Origin of the sequence: Nocardia yamanashiensis (assembly GCF_021183565.1) — a bacterium.
GTDB lineage: Bacteria > Actinomycetota > Actinomycetes > Mycobacteriales > Mycobacteriaceae > Nocardia > Nocardia yamanashiensis.
This window is the reverse complement of sequence record NZ_CP089226.1, coordinates 6,485,376-6,500,203: the sequence shown is the minus strand read 5'-3', so window position 1 is coordinate 6,500,203 and position 14,828 is coordinate 6,485,376. Positions and strand designations below refer to the sequence as shown.

At 68.7% G+C, this 14,828-nt stretch carries 12 protein-coding genes; 8 read left to right on the top strand and 4 right to left on the bottom strand.

Going from position 1 to position 14,828, the window contains the following annotated elements; genetic code table 11:
• The 3 genes from LTV02_RS30060 (at nucleotide 1) to LTV02_RS30050 (ending at nucleotide 5,007) form a co-directional block, all read left to right on the top strand.
• Complete coding sequence (locus tag LTV02_RS30060; RefSeq protein ID WP_233035157.1) at nucleotides 1-987, top strand: zinc-binding metallopeptidase family protein; 987 nt, start codon at nucleotides 1-3, stop codon at nucleotides 985-987.
• A gap of 199 nt (nucleotides 988-1,186) precedes the next feature.
• On the top strand, nucleotides 1,187-2,983 hold the full coding sequence (gene leuA / locus LTV02_RS30055) for a 2-isopropylmalate synthase (protein ID WP_233035156.1): 1,797 nt from the start codon (nucleotides 1,187-1,189) through the stop codon (nucleotides 2,981-2,983).
• A 113-nt stretch (nucleotides 2,984-3,096) separates the two neighbouring features.
• Nucleotides 3,097-5,007 carry a MinD/ParA family ATP-binding protein gene (locus LTV02_RS30050; protein ID WP_233035155.1) on the top strand — a complete coding sequence of 637 codons (1,911 nt, stop codon included), beginning with the start codon at nucleotides 3,097-3,099 and terminating at the stop codon, nucleotides 5,005-5,007.
• 58 nt (nucleotides 5,008-5,065) lie between these two features.
• On the opposite strand, the gene LTV02_RS30045 is transcribed toward LTV02_RS30050, so the two are convergent.
• Nucleotides 5,066-6,052 carry an LLM class F420-dependent oxidoreductase gene (locus LTV02_RS30045; RefSeq protein WP_233035154.1) on the bottom strand — a complete coding sequence of 329 codons (987 nt, stop codon included), beginning with the start codon at nucleotides 6,050-6,052 and terminating at the stop codon, nucleotides 5,066-5,068.
• A gap of 217 nt (nucleotides 6,053-6,269) precedes the next feature.
• Nucleotides 6,270-7,178, bottom strand: a complete 909-nt coding sequence (locus tag LTV02_RS30040) for a LysR family transcriptional regulator (RefSeq protein ID WP_233041750.1) — start codon at nucleotides 7,176-7,178, stop codon at nucleotides 6,270-6,272.
• A 1,152-nt stretch (nucleotides 7,179-8,330) separates the two neighbouring features.
• Between LTV02_RS30040 and LTV02_RS30035 the strand changes: the two genes are divergently transcribed.
• The 5 genes from LTV02_RS30035 to LTV02_RS30015 all read left to right on the top strand — a co-directional run bounded on the left by LTV02_RS30035 (nucleotide 8,331) and on the right by LTV02_RS30015 (nucleotide 13,918).
• Nucleotides 8,331-9,320: an EamA family transporter gene (locus LTV02_RS30035; protein ID WP_233035153.1), complete on the top strand. Its 990-nt coding sequence runs from the start codon at nucleotides 8,331-8,333 to the stop codon at nucleotides 9,318-9,320.
• A gap of 113 nt (nucleotides 9,321-9,433) precedes the next feature.
• Nucleotides 9,434-11,209 (top strand): hydroxysqualene dehydroxylase, encoded by a 1,776-nt coding sequence (locus LTV02_RS30030; protein WP_233035152.1) that lies wholly within the window; start codon nucleotides 9,434-9,436, stop codon nucleotides 11,207-11,209.
• Nucleotides 11,210-11,311: 102 nt separating this feature from the next.
• On the top strand, nucleotides 11,312-11,932 hold the full coding sequence (locus LTV02_RS30025; RefSeq protein WP_233035151.1) for a pyridoxamine 5'-phosphate oxidase family protein: 621 nt from the start codon (nucleotides 11,312-11,314) through the stop codon (nucleotides 11,930-11,932).
• Between the two features lie 52 nt (nucleotides 11,933-11,984).
• Nucleotides 11,985-13,211 carry a Mur ligase family protein gene (locus LTV02_RS30020; protein ID WP_233041749.1) on the top strand — a complete coding sequence of 409 codons (1,227 nt, stop codon included), beginning with the start codon at nucleotides 11,985-11,987 and terminating at the stop codon, nucleotides 13,209-13,211.
• Entirely contained in the window at nucleotides 13,208-13,918 is a 711-nt protein-coding gene (locus LTV02_RS30015; RefSeq protein WP_233035150.1) for a type 1 glutamine amidotransferase, read from the top strand. Before LTV02_RS30020 ends, LTV02_RS30015 begins: the two co-directional genes overlap by 4 nt.
• A gap of 3 nt (nucleotides 13,919-13,921) precedes the next feature.
• Here LTV02_RS30015 and LTV02_RS30010 read toward each other — a convergent pair whose 3' ends face one another.
• Nucleotides 13,922-14,356 carry a hypothetical protein gene (locus tag LTV02_RS30010; RefSeq protein WP_233035149.1) on the bottom strand — a complete coding sequence of 145 codons (435 nt, stop codon included), beginning with the start codon at nucleotides 14,354-14,356 and terminating at the stop codon, nucleotides 13,922-13,924.
• Nucleotides 14,353-14,826 (bottom strand): hypothetical protein, encoded by a 474-nt coding sequence (locus LTV02_RS30005; protein ID WP_233035148.1) that lies wholly within the window; start codon nucleotides 14,824-14,826, stop codon nucleotides 14,353-14,355. The genes LTV02_RS30010 and LTV02_RS30005 overlap by 4 nt, the downstream gene beginning before the upstream one ends.
• Nucleotides 14,827-14,828 lie beyond the last annotated feature (2 nt).

The window sequence follows — 14,828 nt, the reverse complement described above, 5'->3', positions numbered from 1 at the left end:
ATGCGCGATTTCAACTGCCCCAACTGCGGCCAGCAATTGGATTTCGAGAACACCCTCTGCCTCAACTGCGGCAGCCCGCTCGGCTTCCAGCTCGCCGAACGCGCGATCGTGGTGCTGGACGGCGAATTCCGGCATTGCGCCAATCAGTTCGTGGCGCAATGCAACTGGCTCATTCCCATCGACTCCGCGGCGGCGCTCTGCGAATCCTGCGCGCTCACCCGCACCCGGCCGGCCGATCAGGACGACAAATGGCTGCCCGCCTTCGCCGAAGCCGAAGCCGCCAAACGCCGCCTGGTGCTGGAACTCACCGAGCTCGGCCTGCCGCTCACCGGCCGCGACGCCGACCCGGAACACGGCCTCGCCTTCGATCTGCTGGCCAGCGGCGACGAGCCGGTCACCACCGGCCATCACAACGGCGTCATCACCCTGGACCTGGCCGAGGGCGACGATGTGCACCGCGAACAACTGCGCGTCGAGATGGCCGAGCCGTATCGCACCCTGCTCGGGCACTTCCGGCACGAGATCGGCCACTACTACTTCCCGGTCCTGGTCACCGGCGACGAGGCATTGGCGCGTTATCGCGAACTGTTCGGCGACCCTTTCGCCGACTATCAGGAGGCCTTGGACCGGCACTACTCCGAAGGCGCGCCGGCGGGGTGGGGAGACCATTACGTCTCGTCCTACGCCACCATGCACTCCGCCGAGGACTGGGCCGAGACCTTCGCCCACTACCTGCACATTCGCGACACCCTCGACACCGCTGCCGCATTCGGCTTCGCGCCCGCCGGCGCCACCCTGGATCGCCCGCAAACCGGCCGGGCGGGATTCGATCGCATCATCGAACTCTGGCTGCCGCTGGCCTGGGCGCTCAATATGATGAATCGCTCGATGGGCCATCCGGACCTATATCCTTTCGTCCTGGCCGACCCCGTGCTGGACAAAATGCGGTTCATCCACGAACTTTGCGCGACCGCGGCCCATGGGTGACACACTCGGACTGTGGCTCCCGCCTCCCTGCCTTCCGGGCTTCTATTGCGCCCCTGTAAACTCGTGATCATCATGCAGCGGGCACTTCTCCTCGGCCGCCGCGACGGGGTCTGATACGGACCGGCTCCCGTCGCGGGGCTTTGCGGTGCCGGTCTACCCCACTTACTGGGATCCAGTCACACCCTCGGAGAGAATCGCCATGTCACCTGCTGATGCCTTCGTTTCCGGCTCGCGCACCATCACCGCGCCGAGCAAGCCCGCGCCCGCCGACCAGCCGGCCTGGAACAAGCAGAAGAACTCCTCGATGCCGGTGTTCCGGTACCGGCCCTTCGCCGAAGAGGTCCAGGCCATCGAGCTGCCGGACCGCACCTGGCCGGACAAGATCATCGACCGCGCGCCGTCCTGGTGTGCCGTGGATTTGCGCGACGGCAATCAGGCGCTCATCGACCCGATGAGCCCGGCCCGCAAGCGCCGCATGTTCGACCTGCTGGTGCGCATGGGCTACAAGGAGATCGAGGTCGGCTTCCCGTCCGCCTCGCAGACCGACTTCGACTTCGTGCGCGAGATCATCGAAGACGGCGCTATTCCGGACGACGTCACCATTCAGGTGCTGGTGCAGTGCCGGCCCGAACTGATCGAGCGCACCTTCGAGGCGTGCGCCGGTGCGCCGAACGTGATCGTGCACTTCTACAACTCGACCTCGATCCTGCAGCGCCGCGTGGTCTTCCGCGCCGAGCGTGACGCGGTGAAGCAGATCGCCACCGACGCCGCCAAGCTGTGCCTGGAGATCGAGAAGCAGCACCCGGACACCAACTGGCGCTACGAGTACTCGCCGGAGTCCTACACGGGCACCGAGCTGGAGTACGCCAAGGAGGTGTGCGACGCGGTCTCGGAGATCATCGCGCCGACCCCGCAGAAGCCGCTGATCATCAACCTGCCCGCCACCGTCGAGATGGCCACGCCGAACGTGTACGCCGACTCGATCGAGTGGATGCACCGGAACCTGGAGCGCCGCGACTCCATCGTGCTGTCGCTGCACCCGCACAATGACCGCGGCACCGCGGTGGCCGCCGCGGAACTGGGCTACCAGGCCGGGGCGGACCGCATCGAGGGCTGCCTGTTCGGCAACGGCGAGCGCACCGGCAATGTCTGCCTGGTGACCCTGGGCATGAACATGTTCTCCCGGGGCGTGGATCCGCAGATCGACTTCTCCAATATCGACGAGATCCGCCGCACGGTCGAATACTGCAACCAGCTGCCCGTGGCCGAGCGTCACCCCTACGGCGGCGATCTGGTCTACACCGCGTTCTCCGGGTCGCACCAGGACGCCATCAACAAGGGCCTGGACGCCATGAAGGCCGCCGCCGACGCGGCGGGCGCCGATGTCGACGACATCACCTGGGAGGTCCCGTACCTGCCCATCGACCCGAAGGACGTCGGCCGCACCTACGAGGCCGTCATCCGGGTGAACTCGCAGTCCGGCAAGGGCGGCGTCGCCTACATCATGAAGACCGACCACGGCCTGGTGCTGCCGCGCCGCCTGCAGATCGAGTTCTCGCAGGCCATCCAGCGCATCACCGACGGGGAAGGCGGCGAGGTCACCCCGAAGGAGATGTGGGACGTCTTCGCCGACGAATACCTGACCCCGATCCGGCCGCTGGAGCGCATCCGCCAGAAGGTCACCGCCTCGGAAACCGATGGCGGCGTGGACCACATCGAAGCGGTCGTGAAGGTGGACGGCGTCGAGCAGGCCATCTCCGGTGAGGGCAACGGGCCGCTGGCCGCGTTCGTCGACGCGCTGTCGACCATCGGCTACGACGTGCGCATCCTGGACTACTCCGAGCACGCCATGTCGGCGGGCGACGACGCGCAGGCCGCCTCGTACGTCGAGGTAGCCATCGGCGACAAGGTGACCTGGGGCGTCGGCATTGCCACCTCCATCACCACCGCTTCGCTGCGTGCCGTGGTTTCCGCTGTGAACCGGGCGGCGCGGTAACCGCACCCGGCTGCGCGCTGAAGTTACGGAGAGGCGGAACAGCCGGTGATGCTAGCGTTGGGTCGCATTAGCGCCGAGCTCTCTGTTCGAGCTGTCGAGCAGATGGGGGACACGTGACCACGAAAGATCAGAAATCGGACTCGAAGCCTGTGGATGGGCCCGAGGACGTCGAAGATGTTGTTTCGGCTGCAAAGGCGCAGGACGAGGCCGAGAGCGGTGTGAAACCGGAACCCGCGGACGCCGCCGGGGAATCCGAGGAGCCGGCGGGGTTCTTCCCCGCGGTGCCGGATTCGATCGAGCAGGTGCCGGGTGAAGGCGTGCCGCCGTTCGGCGCCGGGCCCGGGCAGCCGGGGCCGTTCGCCGGGCCGGGGTACGGGCCGGGCGATATGCCGAATCCCTTCTCCGCCGGACCGGGCGGGCCGGGCGATGGGCCGAATCCGTTTGCGCCGCAAGGGCCGAACGGGAACGGCGGGCCGGACGGGCCGAATCCGTTCGCGCCGACCGGTGGGCCGTTCCCGCAGGCCGGGCCGTACGGCGGGCCGGGGCCGTTCAATGGCGGGCCGGCGGACGGGCCGTTCGCGGGTGGGCCCAATGGGCCGTTCCCGGGAGCGCCGCAGCCGGGGTTCCCGCCGACCGGGGCGTATCCGCCGCCGGATGCGGGGCAGTTCGCGCCGCCGCCGAATTCCGGTGCGCCGGGCGCGTTTCCGGGGCCGGGCGGGTCGTACGGGGAAATCCGGACCGATACGCCCTACGGTGAGGTCCGGCAGGAGATCGGCAGTGACGGCATGGTGCGGCGGGTGTTTCCCGAGCAGCCCGCCGACGCCGCCGGCGGGCAGCCGGGACAGTTCCCCGGTGGGCCGGAAAGCACCGGGCCGCAAGGACAGTTCGGCGCGCCGGGACAGCAGGGTCAGTTCGCGCCGTCCGGGGAACAGCCGGGCGGGCCGATCTACAGCTGGTCGCCGCCGCCCGCGCAACCGCAGCCGCCGATGCAGCAGCCGGGCTTCCCGCCGGGCTGGAACAACCAGGGGCAGCCGGGATTCGGGCAGCAGCCGGGGTACGGGCAGAATCCGCCGCCGGGGCATTCGGTCAATGACCTGAACCTGCTGAAGCGGGCGCGCCGGGCGCCGCGCAGCGGCTGGCGGCGGGCCGTGCACAAGATGTCCGGCGGGTCCATCAATCCGGGCGAATCGCCGGCCGATGTGGTGTATTCGCAGCTGGTCGACCGGGTGAATCAGCCGGTGCGCGGCGACTATCGGATCGCCATCCTGTCGCTGAAGGGCGGCGTCGGCAAGACCACCACCACGGTGGGCCTGGGCTCGACGTTCTCCTCGCTGCGCGGTGACCGCGTCATCGCCATCGACGCCAACCCGGACCTCGGGACGCTCGCGCATCGCGTGCCCCGGCAGACGCGCTCCACGGTGCGGAACCTGCTGGAGGACAACCACATCAGCCGGTACTCGGATGTGCGCGCCCACACCTCGCAGGCGCCCAGTCGACTGGAAGTGCTTGCCAGCGAACAGGATCCGGCGGTGTCGGAGGCGTTCAGCGAGGCCGACTACCGCAAGGCCATCGGCATCCTGCAGCAGTTCTACAACATCATCCTGACCGACTGCGGCACCGGACTCATGCACTCGGCCATGGCCGGTGTGCTCGATATGGCCAGTTCGCTGGTGCTGGTGACCTCCCCGGCCATCGACGGCGCGCGCAGTGCGTCCGCCACCTTGGACTGGCTGGATCATCACGGGTACCACAAGCTGGTGGAGCGAACCGTGGTGGTGGTCAACGCTTCTCGCAAGGGTTCGTCCACGGTGGATCTGGATCAGCTGCGCAAGCTGTTCCTGGATCGCACCCGGGCCGTGCAGGTGGTGCCGTTCGACGACCATCTGGCCGAGGGCGCGGAGATCGACCTGGAGCTGGTGTCCAAGCCGACCCGCCGGGCGCTGCTGGAGCTGGCGGCCATGGTGGCCGACGATTTCGGGTACCACGCGGCGCAGCAGGGCGGATTCCCACAGCAGCCGCGCTGATACGAAAAGCGAACGCCCCGCGGCTGTTTCGGCCGCGGGGCGTTTCTCTTGCGCGGAGTCAGCCGCGGACCAGCGGCGCGAGGGCACGTCCGGCCAGGTCTACGACGCCCGGCTCGTGACCGTTGGTGACCAGATTGACGATGAGGCCGTCGATGCCCTGGTCCAGCACCCGGGTCTGCAATTGCTCGGCGACTTCGTCCGGGGCGCCGACGAATTGGCGATCCGCCGGAGTCTGCCGCAGTTCCTCCGCCGACAGCCCCGACAGGTCGACGCCCATGCGCGCCAGCAGTTCCGCCTGCGTCTTGCGCGCCCGGTCGCCGTCCTCGTCCACGATGACGAACGCCAGGAAGCTGGTCTCCAGGGTCTCCGGAGCTCGGCCCGCCTCGTCCAGCCGGGCCTGCAGCGCCTCGACCTTGCGCGGCAATTCGGAAGCGTTGCAGATGATGTTCAGATGGTCGGCGAACCGCGCCGCCAGCGCGAACGTCTTCTTCTCTCCGCCGCCGCCCAGCAGAATCGGCAGATCATCGCGCACGCGCGGCTCGTTGAGCGCGTTCTCGGTCCGATACCAGCGTCCCTCGAACGTCGGCTGCTCGCCGCGCAGCATCGGCTGAATGATCTGCAACGCTTCTTCCAGCCGTTCGAACCGTTCGGTGAACGTGCCGAATTCGAACCCGTAAGCCTGATGCTCCAGCTCGAACCACCCCGCGCCGATCCCCAGCACCGCCCGGCCCCGGCTCACCACATCCAGCGTGGTCACGGTTTTCGCGGTGAGCGCCGGATTCCGGTACGTGTTCCCGGTGACCAAGGCGGACAACTGAATTCGCTCGGTCGAGGCAGCCAATCCGGCCAGCGCGGTGTACGCCTCCAGCATCGGCTCCCCCGGCGCGCCGAGCAGCGGCAGCTGATAGAAGTGATCCATCACGAACGCGGCATCGAACCCCGCCGCTTCGGCCTCCCGCGCCTGCGCGACCACCGCGGGAAACAGGTCGGCCGGCGCCACTCCGTAGGAGAAATTGGGCATCTGATATCCGAGGCGAATGCTCATAGCGCCACGGTATGACCTGGAGTGCACTCCAAGTCAAGAGCCGCGCCGCGCTGCCGAAAATCCGGCATCGTGCACAAACGACCTGGCCAGCGGACCTCGGATCACCTCCGGCCGCGAAGCCGCAGGATTACTTCCCGGGCGCTCGGCCGCTCACGCGCCAGGCAGCGGAGCCCTATTTTCCCGGCGCACGGCCCGTCACGCGGCGGGCGGCGGAGCCCTATTTTCCCGGCGCGCGGCCCGTCACGCGGCGGGCGGCGGCTTGGAAGGCCGCGATGACGGTGGCGACGGCGGGGCGGTTCTCGGCGTGCGGGCGGGTGGCGAGGTCGTAGAGGCGGGCGGCGCGGACGCCCGCCAGGCGGAGCACGACCAGCTCGGGGTGGCGAACGGCGTAGCGGGGCATGAGGGCGACGCCGTAGCCGGAGGCGACCAGGGCTTCGATCACGCTGAACTCGTTGAGCCGCTGCACGATTCGCGGTTGCACACCGGTGACGGTGGCGATGGAGCGCAGCACGTCGTCGACCGGAAAGCCGCTGCGCACACTGACCCAGGTCTCGTCCGCGAGTTCGGCGGGCACCACCGCGCCATTGCGCGCCAGCCGATGATCCGGTGCGACAACAACATCGATCGGCTCGCGCATCAGCACCCGCGACGCGACGCGAGCCCCGCCGATGGACGCCGCCCGCTCGTCCCGATGCGTCAGCACCACGTCGTAATCCGCGAGCAGCCGCGGCACCTCGGACGGCGGCACATCCTCGTCCGCGGCGACGACTTCCACACCGCTGCCGGATAGTTCGGCCAGCACATACGGCAGCAGCAACGTCGCTCCCGACGGAAACAACGCCACCCGAACCTGCCCCCGCGGCGACCCCCGATACGACGCCATCTCCGCCGCCGCCCGATCCATCGCAGCCAGCACTTCATCGGCCCGCACCACCAACGCCCGCCCCGCATCGGTAAGCCGCACCCGCCGCCCATCCGGCTCCAGCAACGCCACCCCGGCCTCCCGCGCCAGCACCTTCAACTGCTGCGACACCGCCGACGGCGTCATCGACAGCGCCTCCGCCACCGCGGCAACCGTCCCCCGATCAGCCAATTCCCTTAGAACGCGCAGCCTTTCGATCGACATGGCGGGCACATTGACCCGAATCTCCCCGCTGCCGCTGCCGCTGCCGCTGCCGCTGCCGCTGCCGCTGCCGCTGCCGCTGCCGTTGTCGGCTTGACCGGTGGTGGCGTGCGCGGTGCGCGGTGCGTTAGAGCGCATAGTGCCACCTAGCGACTGTCGTGGTTCGCTTGCGCCGCTTGGTGTTTCGGTTCCGGACCGTTGTGCGGTCGGCGAGCTCACCCGGCGTGCGCGCGGTGGTGTGGTCTTGGCCGCGCGAGTCTGATCGGACTCCGGCCGCACTGCCTCGGATGCCGAGATTCGACGCGGCGGCGGGGGTGCCGCGGTCTCCCGGGTGACCGCCGCGGCATTGGCGTGGGCTGTCGGCGTCTGGTCGGAGGCTGCGTGATCAGGTGTGGCGAGTTCGGACCGTTCCGGTGTGCGGACGGCAGCACGCCGCAGCAGGTCGGCTGTGCTGTCGGAGGACGTCGGCGTCGCTGGGGTGGGCGGGGCGACCGACGCACGGCCGGGTGTCGCCGCTGCGAGTTCCTGTTCGTCGGACATGCGCGCAGGGTCCCAGGATTCGGCTGACGCAGGATGAGAGAGCGCTGCCAGCGGGGTGAGTGCGGCGTTCACCGATTGCTCGTGTTCGCCGACTGTCGCAGTTCTCAGGGGTTCGGCGTGGCTCTCGAGCGGCGGCGCCGATGCCGGGGCCGGCGTCGGCGGAAAACCGGTCGGGCCGGGCGGCGAAGCGGCGGATGGCGGCGTTGAGGATGCGGGGGCCGGTATGGCCGAAGGCGTGCGGCCGGGCGGCGGGGCCGCGAAGTTCGGCGGCTCGGATTCGCACGCCGGGTCTGGTCCGGGTGCGGCGGGCGTAACCGGCTTTGCTGTGGCGTCGGTGTTCCCGGTGGGGGCGGCACCACGTCGCGGTGTCGGGGACTGGTTGAGCGGGAGTTGGGTGGTGCCGACGCGGCGGGGTGGGCGGGGGGTGCGGGGGAGGGGGGTGTCTGTGGTGGGGGGTGTGGACTCGGGGTGCACGGGGGTGGGATCGGGAGCGGGGGACCGGTCGGGATCGGTATCGTGCGGGGAGTCCGGGTGGGGCATGGTTAAGTTTTACTACATCGTTGGTGCAGAATTATTCGATTGTTCTTACCTATCGGAATACGCACCATCATTTGCATGACCAATCGTGATCGGGTGCTCGGGCTGGCCGTGGTGCTGTTGTGGGGGCTCAACTTTCTGGCCATTCGGGTGGGGCTCGACCACTTTCCGCCGTTCTTCTTCGCGGGGTTGCGATTCGCGGTGATCGCGGTGCCGGTGCTGCTGTTCGTGCCGCGTCCGCAGGTGCCGTGGCGGTGGTTGCTGCTGTACGGGACCGGGTTCGGGATTCTCCAGTTCGCCTTCCTGTTCTCGGCCATGCGGGCGGGGATGCCGACGGGGCTGTCGTCGCTGGTGTTGCAGTCGTCGGCGCCGTTCACCGTGCTGCTGGGGGCGGTATTCCTGCGGGAGAAGCTGCGGGCGGTGCAATTGCTAGGGCTGGCGGTCGCTTTGGCGGGGATGGTGACCATCGGGTGGGATCGGGCGCAGCACGCTTCGCTGCTGCCGCTGGTGCTGACCCTCGCAGGCGGGCTGGGCTGGGCGTTCGGCAATATCGGATCGCGGTTGGCCGCAGCCGATTCCGAGGGGGTGAACCCGCTGCACCTGACCCTGTGGATGGCGGTGATCCCGCCGCTGCCGATGTTCGCGCTGTCCGCGCTGACCGAGGGGCCCACCACCGGCTGGCACGACCTCGCCGATTCCTTCACCGCATCGGGCTGGCCCGCCTTCGCAGCGTTGGCATACATCGCGCTATTGGGCACCATCGCCGGTTCGGGACTGTGGACCTACCTGATGAGCCGCTACCCGGCGGGCACGGTCGCCCCGCTGTCGCTGCTGGTGCCGGTGGTCGGCATCGCCGCCTCGTGGGCCTTCCTGCACGAGAACCCGTCGCCGTTGTCGCTGGTAGGCGCGGTAATTGTCATCGCGGGCGCATTCACGGCCACCTCGGCGGGGCGGCGTCCCGCTATCGCGCCGGTGCCCATCGACCCGGACGCACCGGCCCTGGCAGCCGAGCCGGAACCGGCGGAGATCGCCGCGCGCACCGGCACCCGCCTCGCAACCGCCAACTGAATGGTCGTGAATCGGCCGCCGAATCCGTCGGCCGGTTCACAAATTCGCACCCCCAATAGACCCGCGCCTGGTTATCGCTGCCTAGGATTCCAACCGGCGTGGGAGGTAGGGAAATGGCAGGACAGCGTATGTCCGTCACGCGGCGGGCAATGCTGCGTGGCACGGTCGCGGCCGGAGCGGTGGCAGCGGGGACTCTGGCGGCCGGGACCTTGCGACCTACGCCCGCCCACGCCGAACCCGGCCGCCGGGTCGCGGTGCTCGGCGGCGGCGTCGCGGGCCTCACCGCCGCTCACGAACTGGCCGAACGCGGCTTCGACGTGACCGTCTACGAACGCCGGGCCCTCGGCGGCAAGGCCCGCAGCATTCCGGTCCCGGGCACCGGCAAGGACGGCCGCCCGGACCTGTGGGGCGAGCACGGCTTCCGTTTCTTCCCCGGCTTCTACCGCCACATTCCCGACACCATGCGGCGAATCCCGTTCGCGGGCAATGCCAATGGCGTATGGGACAACCTGGTCGCCGCGTCGGAAGCGCGTTTCTCCCGCCGCGATTCCGACGACACCATCATTCCGATGGGCCGCGCCGGCCGCCCCTGGTCGACCCCCGACGATTTCCGGGAAACCGTCAGCTCCGCCATTTCCACCTCGGCCAAGATGCCGCAGGACGACGCCCTGTACTTCGCCAATCGCCTGCTGGTCTTCAACACCAGCTGCGATGCCCGCCGATACGGCCAGTGGGACAATATGTCCTGGCGCGACTATGTCGGCGCGGGCCGCCGCTCCACCGAATTCCGCATGCTGCTCTCGCGCACGCTGACCACGCTGCTGGTGGCCGCCAAGGACGATCTGGCCAGCACCCGCACCATCGGCAATATGGGCGAGCAGTTCCTGGGCAATCCGCTGGAAATCGGGAACGACGGCGCCCTGGACCGCTTGCTGAACGGCTCCACCAACGAGGCGTGGATCAATCCGTGGACCGCGCGACTACGCGACCTCGGCGTGAAATTCGTGAGCGCCGAAGTGCAGGGGCTGGAGCTGGTCGAGCGCCGCATCTCCGCCGCCCGCATCACCGACGCGTCCGGCGCGGCGCGCACCGTGGAGGCCGACTACTTCGTGACCGCGGTCCCGGTCGAGGTCGCACGTCGCTGGTGGACGCCCGAAATCCTGGAATTGCGACCGGAATTGGCGGGCATGAGCCAGCTGGTGGTGGATTGGATGACCGGCATCCAGTTCTTCCTGAAGGATTCCAGCAATATCGCGCGCGGCCACGCGGCGTACGTGGATTCGCCGTGGTCGCTGACCTCCATCTCGCAGAACCAGTTCTGGAATCGCACCCCGCTCAGCGGTTTCGGCGACGGCACCGTCAAGGACTGCCTGTCGGTGGACATCTCGGACTGGAACACCCCCGGCATCCTGTACGGCAAGACCGCCAAGGAATGCACGCACGAGGAGATCGCGCGCGAAGTCTGGGCGCAGTTGCGCGCGCACCTCAACGACAAGGCCGACCTGTTGCGCGACGAGGATCTGCATTCCTGGTTCCTGGACACCGGAATCGGCTGGGACGCGGCGAACAAGCGCAATACCAATGCCGATCCGCTGCTGATCAATACCGCGGGTTCGTGGGCGCTGCGACCGGAATCGCATACCGCCGGCATCGAAAACCTTTTCCTGTCCGGCGATTACGTGCGCACCAATGTGGACCTGGCCACCATGGAGGGCGCGTCGGAGGCGGCGCGGACCGCGGTGAACGCGCTGCTCGAGGTGGCGGGATCCAATGCGGCGCGGTGCAAGACGTTCACGCTGTACCGGGCGGCCGAGCTGGAACCGTTCCGGCAGCTGGACATCGGGCGGCAGGCGGCGGGGCAGCCGAACATGTTCGACGTGCCGCTGTAATTCGGCGGTGTGTCGCGGCGCGCCGGGGCGGGGTGCGCGAAGGTGCGGGATTCCGCACAATTCACTGGCGTCCCCGCCGGGTGCGCGCGTTGAATCGAAGGCATGAGCGAGATCACCGATCCGGCGGAATTACGTGAACTCCTCGGCACGCCCATGCCGCGTGCCGTGGCCAAGGAACGGATCGCGCTGCATCCGCGCGACCGCGACTGGATCGCCAACTCCCCGTTCATCGTTCTCGCCACCAGCGACGCCGAAGGCAACTGCGACGCCTCGCCCAAGGGTGACCCCGCCGGCTTCGTCCGGGTCCTGGACGACAAGACCATCGCGATCCCGGAGCGTCCCGGCAACCGCCGCGCCGACGGGTATCTCAATATCCTGAGCAATCCGCGCGTCGGCGTGCTCTTCCTCATTCCCACCCGCGGCGAAACCCTCCGCGTCAACGGCCGCGCCAAACTGGTCCGCGACGCACCGTATTTCGACGACATGGTCGTCAAGGGCCATCGCCCCATCCTGGCCATCGAGGTGGAGATCGAGCAGATCTTCTTCCACTGCGCGAAGGCCTTCCTGCGCAGCAACCTCTGGAAGCCGGAGAAGTGGCAGGAGCCGGATCTGCCCACCCAGGCCCGGTTGGTGAAGGAGCTACAGCCGAACACCCCGGAAACCGTCGAGCAGCTCGAGGAGTACTACGGCGAGATCTACCAGAACAAGCTGTACAACACCTAGATGCACGTCACGCGGCGCATCCCAATAAACTCGCGGCGTGGCAGAGACTTCGATGCGCGGAAAGCTGGCGTTGGGGGCGGCGAAGGCCGCTTCGTGGGCGTCGCGGAAAGCCGGGCGCGGTAACGGATCGATGATCGGCGGGCTGATCGCCCTGAAGATCGACCCGACGCTGATGACCCAGCTGGGACGCGGGCGGCGCACGGTGCTGATCACCGGCACCAATGGGAAGTCGACCACCACGCGGATGACCACCGCCGCGCTGCAGACGCTGGGCGATGTGGCGACGCAGGCCGATGGCGCGAACATGGATGCTGGCATCGTGTCCGCGCTGACCGCGAACCGAACCGCGCGGCTGGCGGCCATCGAGGTGGACGAGCTGCATCTGCCGCATGTGGCGGATGCGCTGAATCCGGCCGCGGTGGTGCTGCTCAATCTGTCTCGCGATCAGCTGGACCGGGTGGGCGAGATCAATATGATCGAGCGCCGGCTGCGGGCGGGGATGGCGCGGCATCCGGACGCGGTGCTGATCGCCAATTGCGATGACGTGCTGATCACCTCGATCGCCTACGACCATCCGAATGTGGTGTGGGTGGCGGCGGGCAGCGGCTGGGCGGTGGACTCCGCCAGCTGCCCGCGCAGTGGCGAGCCGATCCTGTGGGAGGGCGAGCACTGGTACAGCACCGGGGCGGATTTCAAGCGGCCCGAACCGCAGTGGCGGGTGGACGAGCACACGCTCTACGGTCCGGACGGCCTGGAACTGCCACTGGCCCTTGCCCTTCCGGGGCGCGCCAATCGCGGTAACGCCGCGCAGGCGGTCGCCGCCGCGGTCGCTCTGGGTGCGAAGCCCGAAGCCGCGACCCGGGCCGCGGCCACGGTGCGCGAGATCGCGGGCCGCTACCGCACCGTCGAGGTGAACGGTCACACCGCGCGCCTGCTGCTGGCCAAGAACCCGGCCGGCTGGCAGGAAGCGCTGTCCATGATCGACCCCGCCGCAAAGGGTTTGGTGATCGCGGTCAACGGCCAGGTGCCCGACGGCGAGGATCTGTCCTGGCTGTGGGATGTGCGCTTCGAGCATTTCGAAGGCACCCAGGTGGTGGCCGCCGGGGAACGCGCCACCGATCTCGCCGTGCGCCTCACCTACGCCGGTGTCGAGCACACCACGGTCGCGGATCCGTTGCGCGCCATCGCTTCCTGCCCGCCCGGGCAGGTCGAGGTGCTCGCCAACTACACCGCCTTCCGCGACCTGAACCGCGACCTGGAAGAGAAGGCCCGCCCATGAGCGAATCCACCCTCCGCATCGGTCTGGTGCTGCCCGACGTGATGGGCACCTACGGCGACGGCGGCAATGCCCTGGTGCTGCGCCAGCGCGCCCGCATGCGCGGCTACGACGCCGAAATCGTCGAGATCACCCTGCAGGACGAGGTCCCCGCCTCCCTCGACATCTACACCCTCGGCGGCGCCGAGGACTCGGCCCAGCGCCTGGCCACCCGCCACCTGCAGCGCTATCCGGGCATGCAGGAGGCCGCCGGCCGCGGCGCCCCCGTCCTGGCCATCTGCGCCGCCATCCAGGTCCTCGGCCACTGGTACGAAACCTCCTCCGGCGAGCGCGTGGACGGCGTCGGCCTCATCGACGTCACCACCTCCCCCCAGGACAAGCGGGCCATCGGCGAGGTCGCCACCCAGCCCATGGTCCCCGGTCTCACCCAGCCCCTCACCGGCTTCGAAAACCACCGCGGCGGAACCAAACTCGGCGGCGAGGCCACCGGCCTGGCCCGCGTCACCAAGGGCGTCGGCAACGGCGTAGGCGACAACCTCGAAGGCGTCGTCCAAGGCTCCGTGATCGGCACCTACATGCACGGCCCCGCCCTGGCCCGCAACCCCGAACTCGCCGACCTCCTGCTGTCCCGCGCCCTCGGCGTGGATTCCCTCGCCCCCCTGAACCTCCCGGAGGTAGACCAACTCCGCCGCGAACGCCTCCGCGCCTGACCCTCAGCCCCGCTCCGCCGCCTCACCGGTCGCCACCCAGCGGCCGGTGGACGGCAGCGCGGTCAGCGTCGCGATCACCGCATGGAACACGATGAACATCGTCGTGATGCGGTCCATCTCGAAGCCGCGAAGCAACGCCAGCAGAATGAACAGCAGGCTCGCACCGGTGATGCCCAGCAGCAGATAGCGTCCCGCTCGCAGATGCAGGAGCAGCATCACTCCGCCCACCAGCAGCACCGCCAGGTAGATCACGCCGCCGATGACGATGCCGGAATACTCTGTCGCCCACGGCAACCCGCGGGTGTTCGCATCGACGCTGGTCGCGAAGATCATCAGCAGCGGGATGAGCGCTCCGAAGAACGCGATCAGTCCGGCCGGTATGGCGGTGAAGCCACGAGCCCGGCGGACGCTGACCGCTGTCGTTCCGTCGTCGCTCATTTGCCCGCGATCCAGCGGCCGGTGGCGGGGACCGCCGCGAGTACGGCCATGCCGATGAGGAACAGGTGCGCGCCGACGGCACCGCCCACCGAATCGTCCTGCGATCCGACACGGATGTAGGCGACGAGGATCACGATCTCCATCACGACCGCCGACGCGATCACCATCACCCGCCCGGCCGTGCGGCGGAACAGCAGCAGCAATCCACCGATCAGCGGCAGTAGTGCGGTGGCCCCGGCGAGTGTGTGGAGCAGTGGGGCATAGGCATTCGAGGTGAGATCCGGCCGCGTGAGCAATCGGATCCACGCGGTGAGAGTGACGAGGCCGAGCAGAATCGCGATGATGGCCGCGATGACGGCGGTGCGGCTGCCGGTCCAATATCTGGGCTCGCTCGCCGCCGGTTTCGGTCCGTCCCACCACTCCTTGGAATAGCGCTCCGGTGCTTTCGGCGTCGTGCCGCTTTCGTCCATTT

What these genes read in the sequence shown, in the direction of transcription:
- LTV02_RS30060 (WP_233035157.1), top strand. Translation starts at nt 1, where the DNA reads ATGCGCGATTTCAACTGCCCCAACTGCGGCCAGCAATTGGATTTCGAG.
- leuA (WP_233035156.1), top strand. Translation starts at nt 1,187, where the DNA reads ATGTCACCTGCTGATGCCTTCGTTTCCGGCTCGCGCACCATCACCGCG.
- LTV02_RS30045 (WP_233035154.1), bottom strand. Translation starts at nt 6,052, where the DNA reads ATGAGCATTCGCCTCGGATATCAGATGCCCAATTTCTCCTACGGAGTG.
- LTV02_RS30040 (WP_233041750.1), bottom strand. Translation starts at nt 7,178, where the DNA reads ATGTCGATCGAAAGGCTGCGCGTTCTAAGGGAATTGGCTGATCGGGGG.
- LTV02_RS30035 (WP_233035153.1), top strand. Translation starts at nt 8,331, where the DNA reads ATGACCAATCGTGATCGGGTGCTCGGGCTGGCCGTGGTGCTGTTGTGG.
- LTV02_RS30030 (WP_233035152.1), top strand. Translation starts at nt 9,434, where the DNA reads ATGGCAGGACAGCGTATGTCCGTCACGCGGCGGGCAATGCTGCGTGGC.
- LTV02_RS30025 (WP_233035151.1), top strand. Translation starts at nt 11,312, where the DNA reads ATGAGCGAGATCACCGATCCGGCGGAATTACGTGAACTCCTCGGCACG.
- LTV02_RS30020 (WP_233041749.1), top strand. Translation starts at nt 11,985, where the DNA reads ATGCGCGGAAAGCTGGCGTTGGGGGCGGCGAAGGCCGCTTCGTGGGCG.
- LTV02_RS30015 (WP_233035150.1), top strand. Translation starts at nt 13,208, where the DNA reads ATGAGCGAATCCACCCTCCGCATCGGTCTGGTGCTGCCCGACGTGATG.
- LTV02_RS30010 (WP_233035149.1), bottom strand. Translation starts at nt 14,356, where the DNA reads ATGAGCGACGACGGAACGACAGCGGTCAGCGTCCGCCGGGCTCGTGGC.
- LTV02_RS30005 (WP_233035148.1), bottom strand. Translation starts at nt 14,826, where the DNA reads ATGGACGAAAGCGGCACGACGCCGAAAGCACCGGAGCGCTATTCCAAG.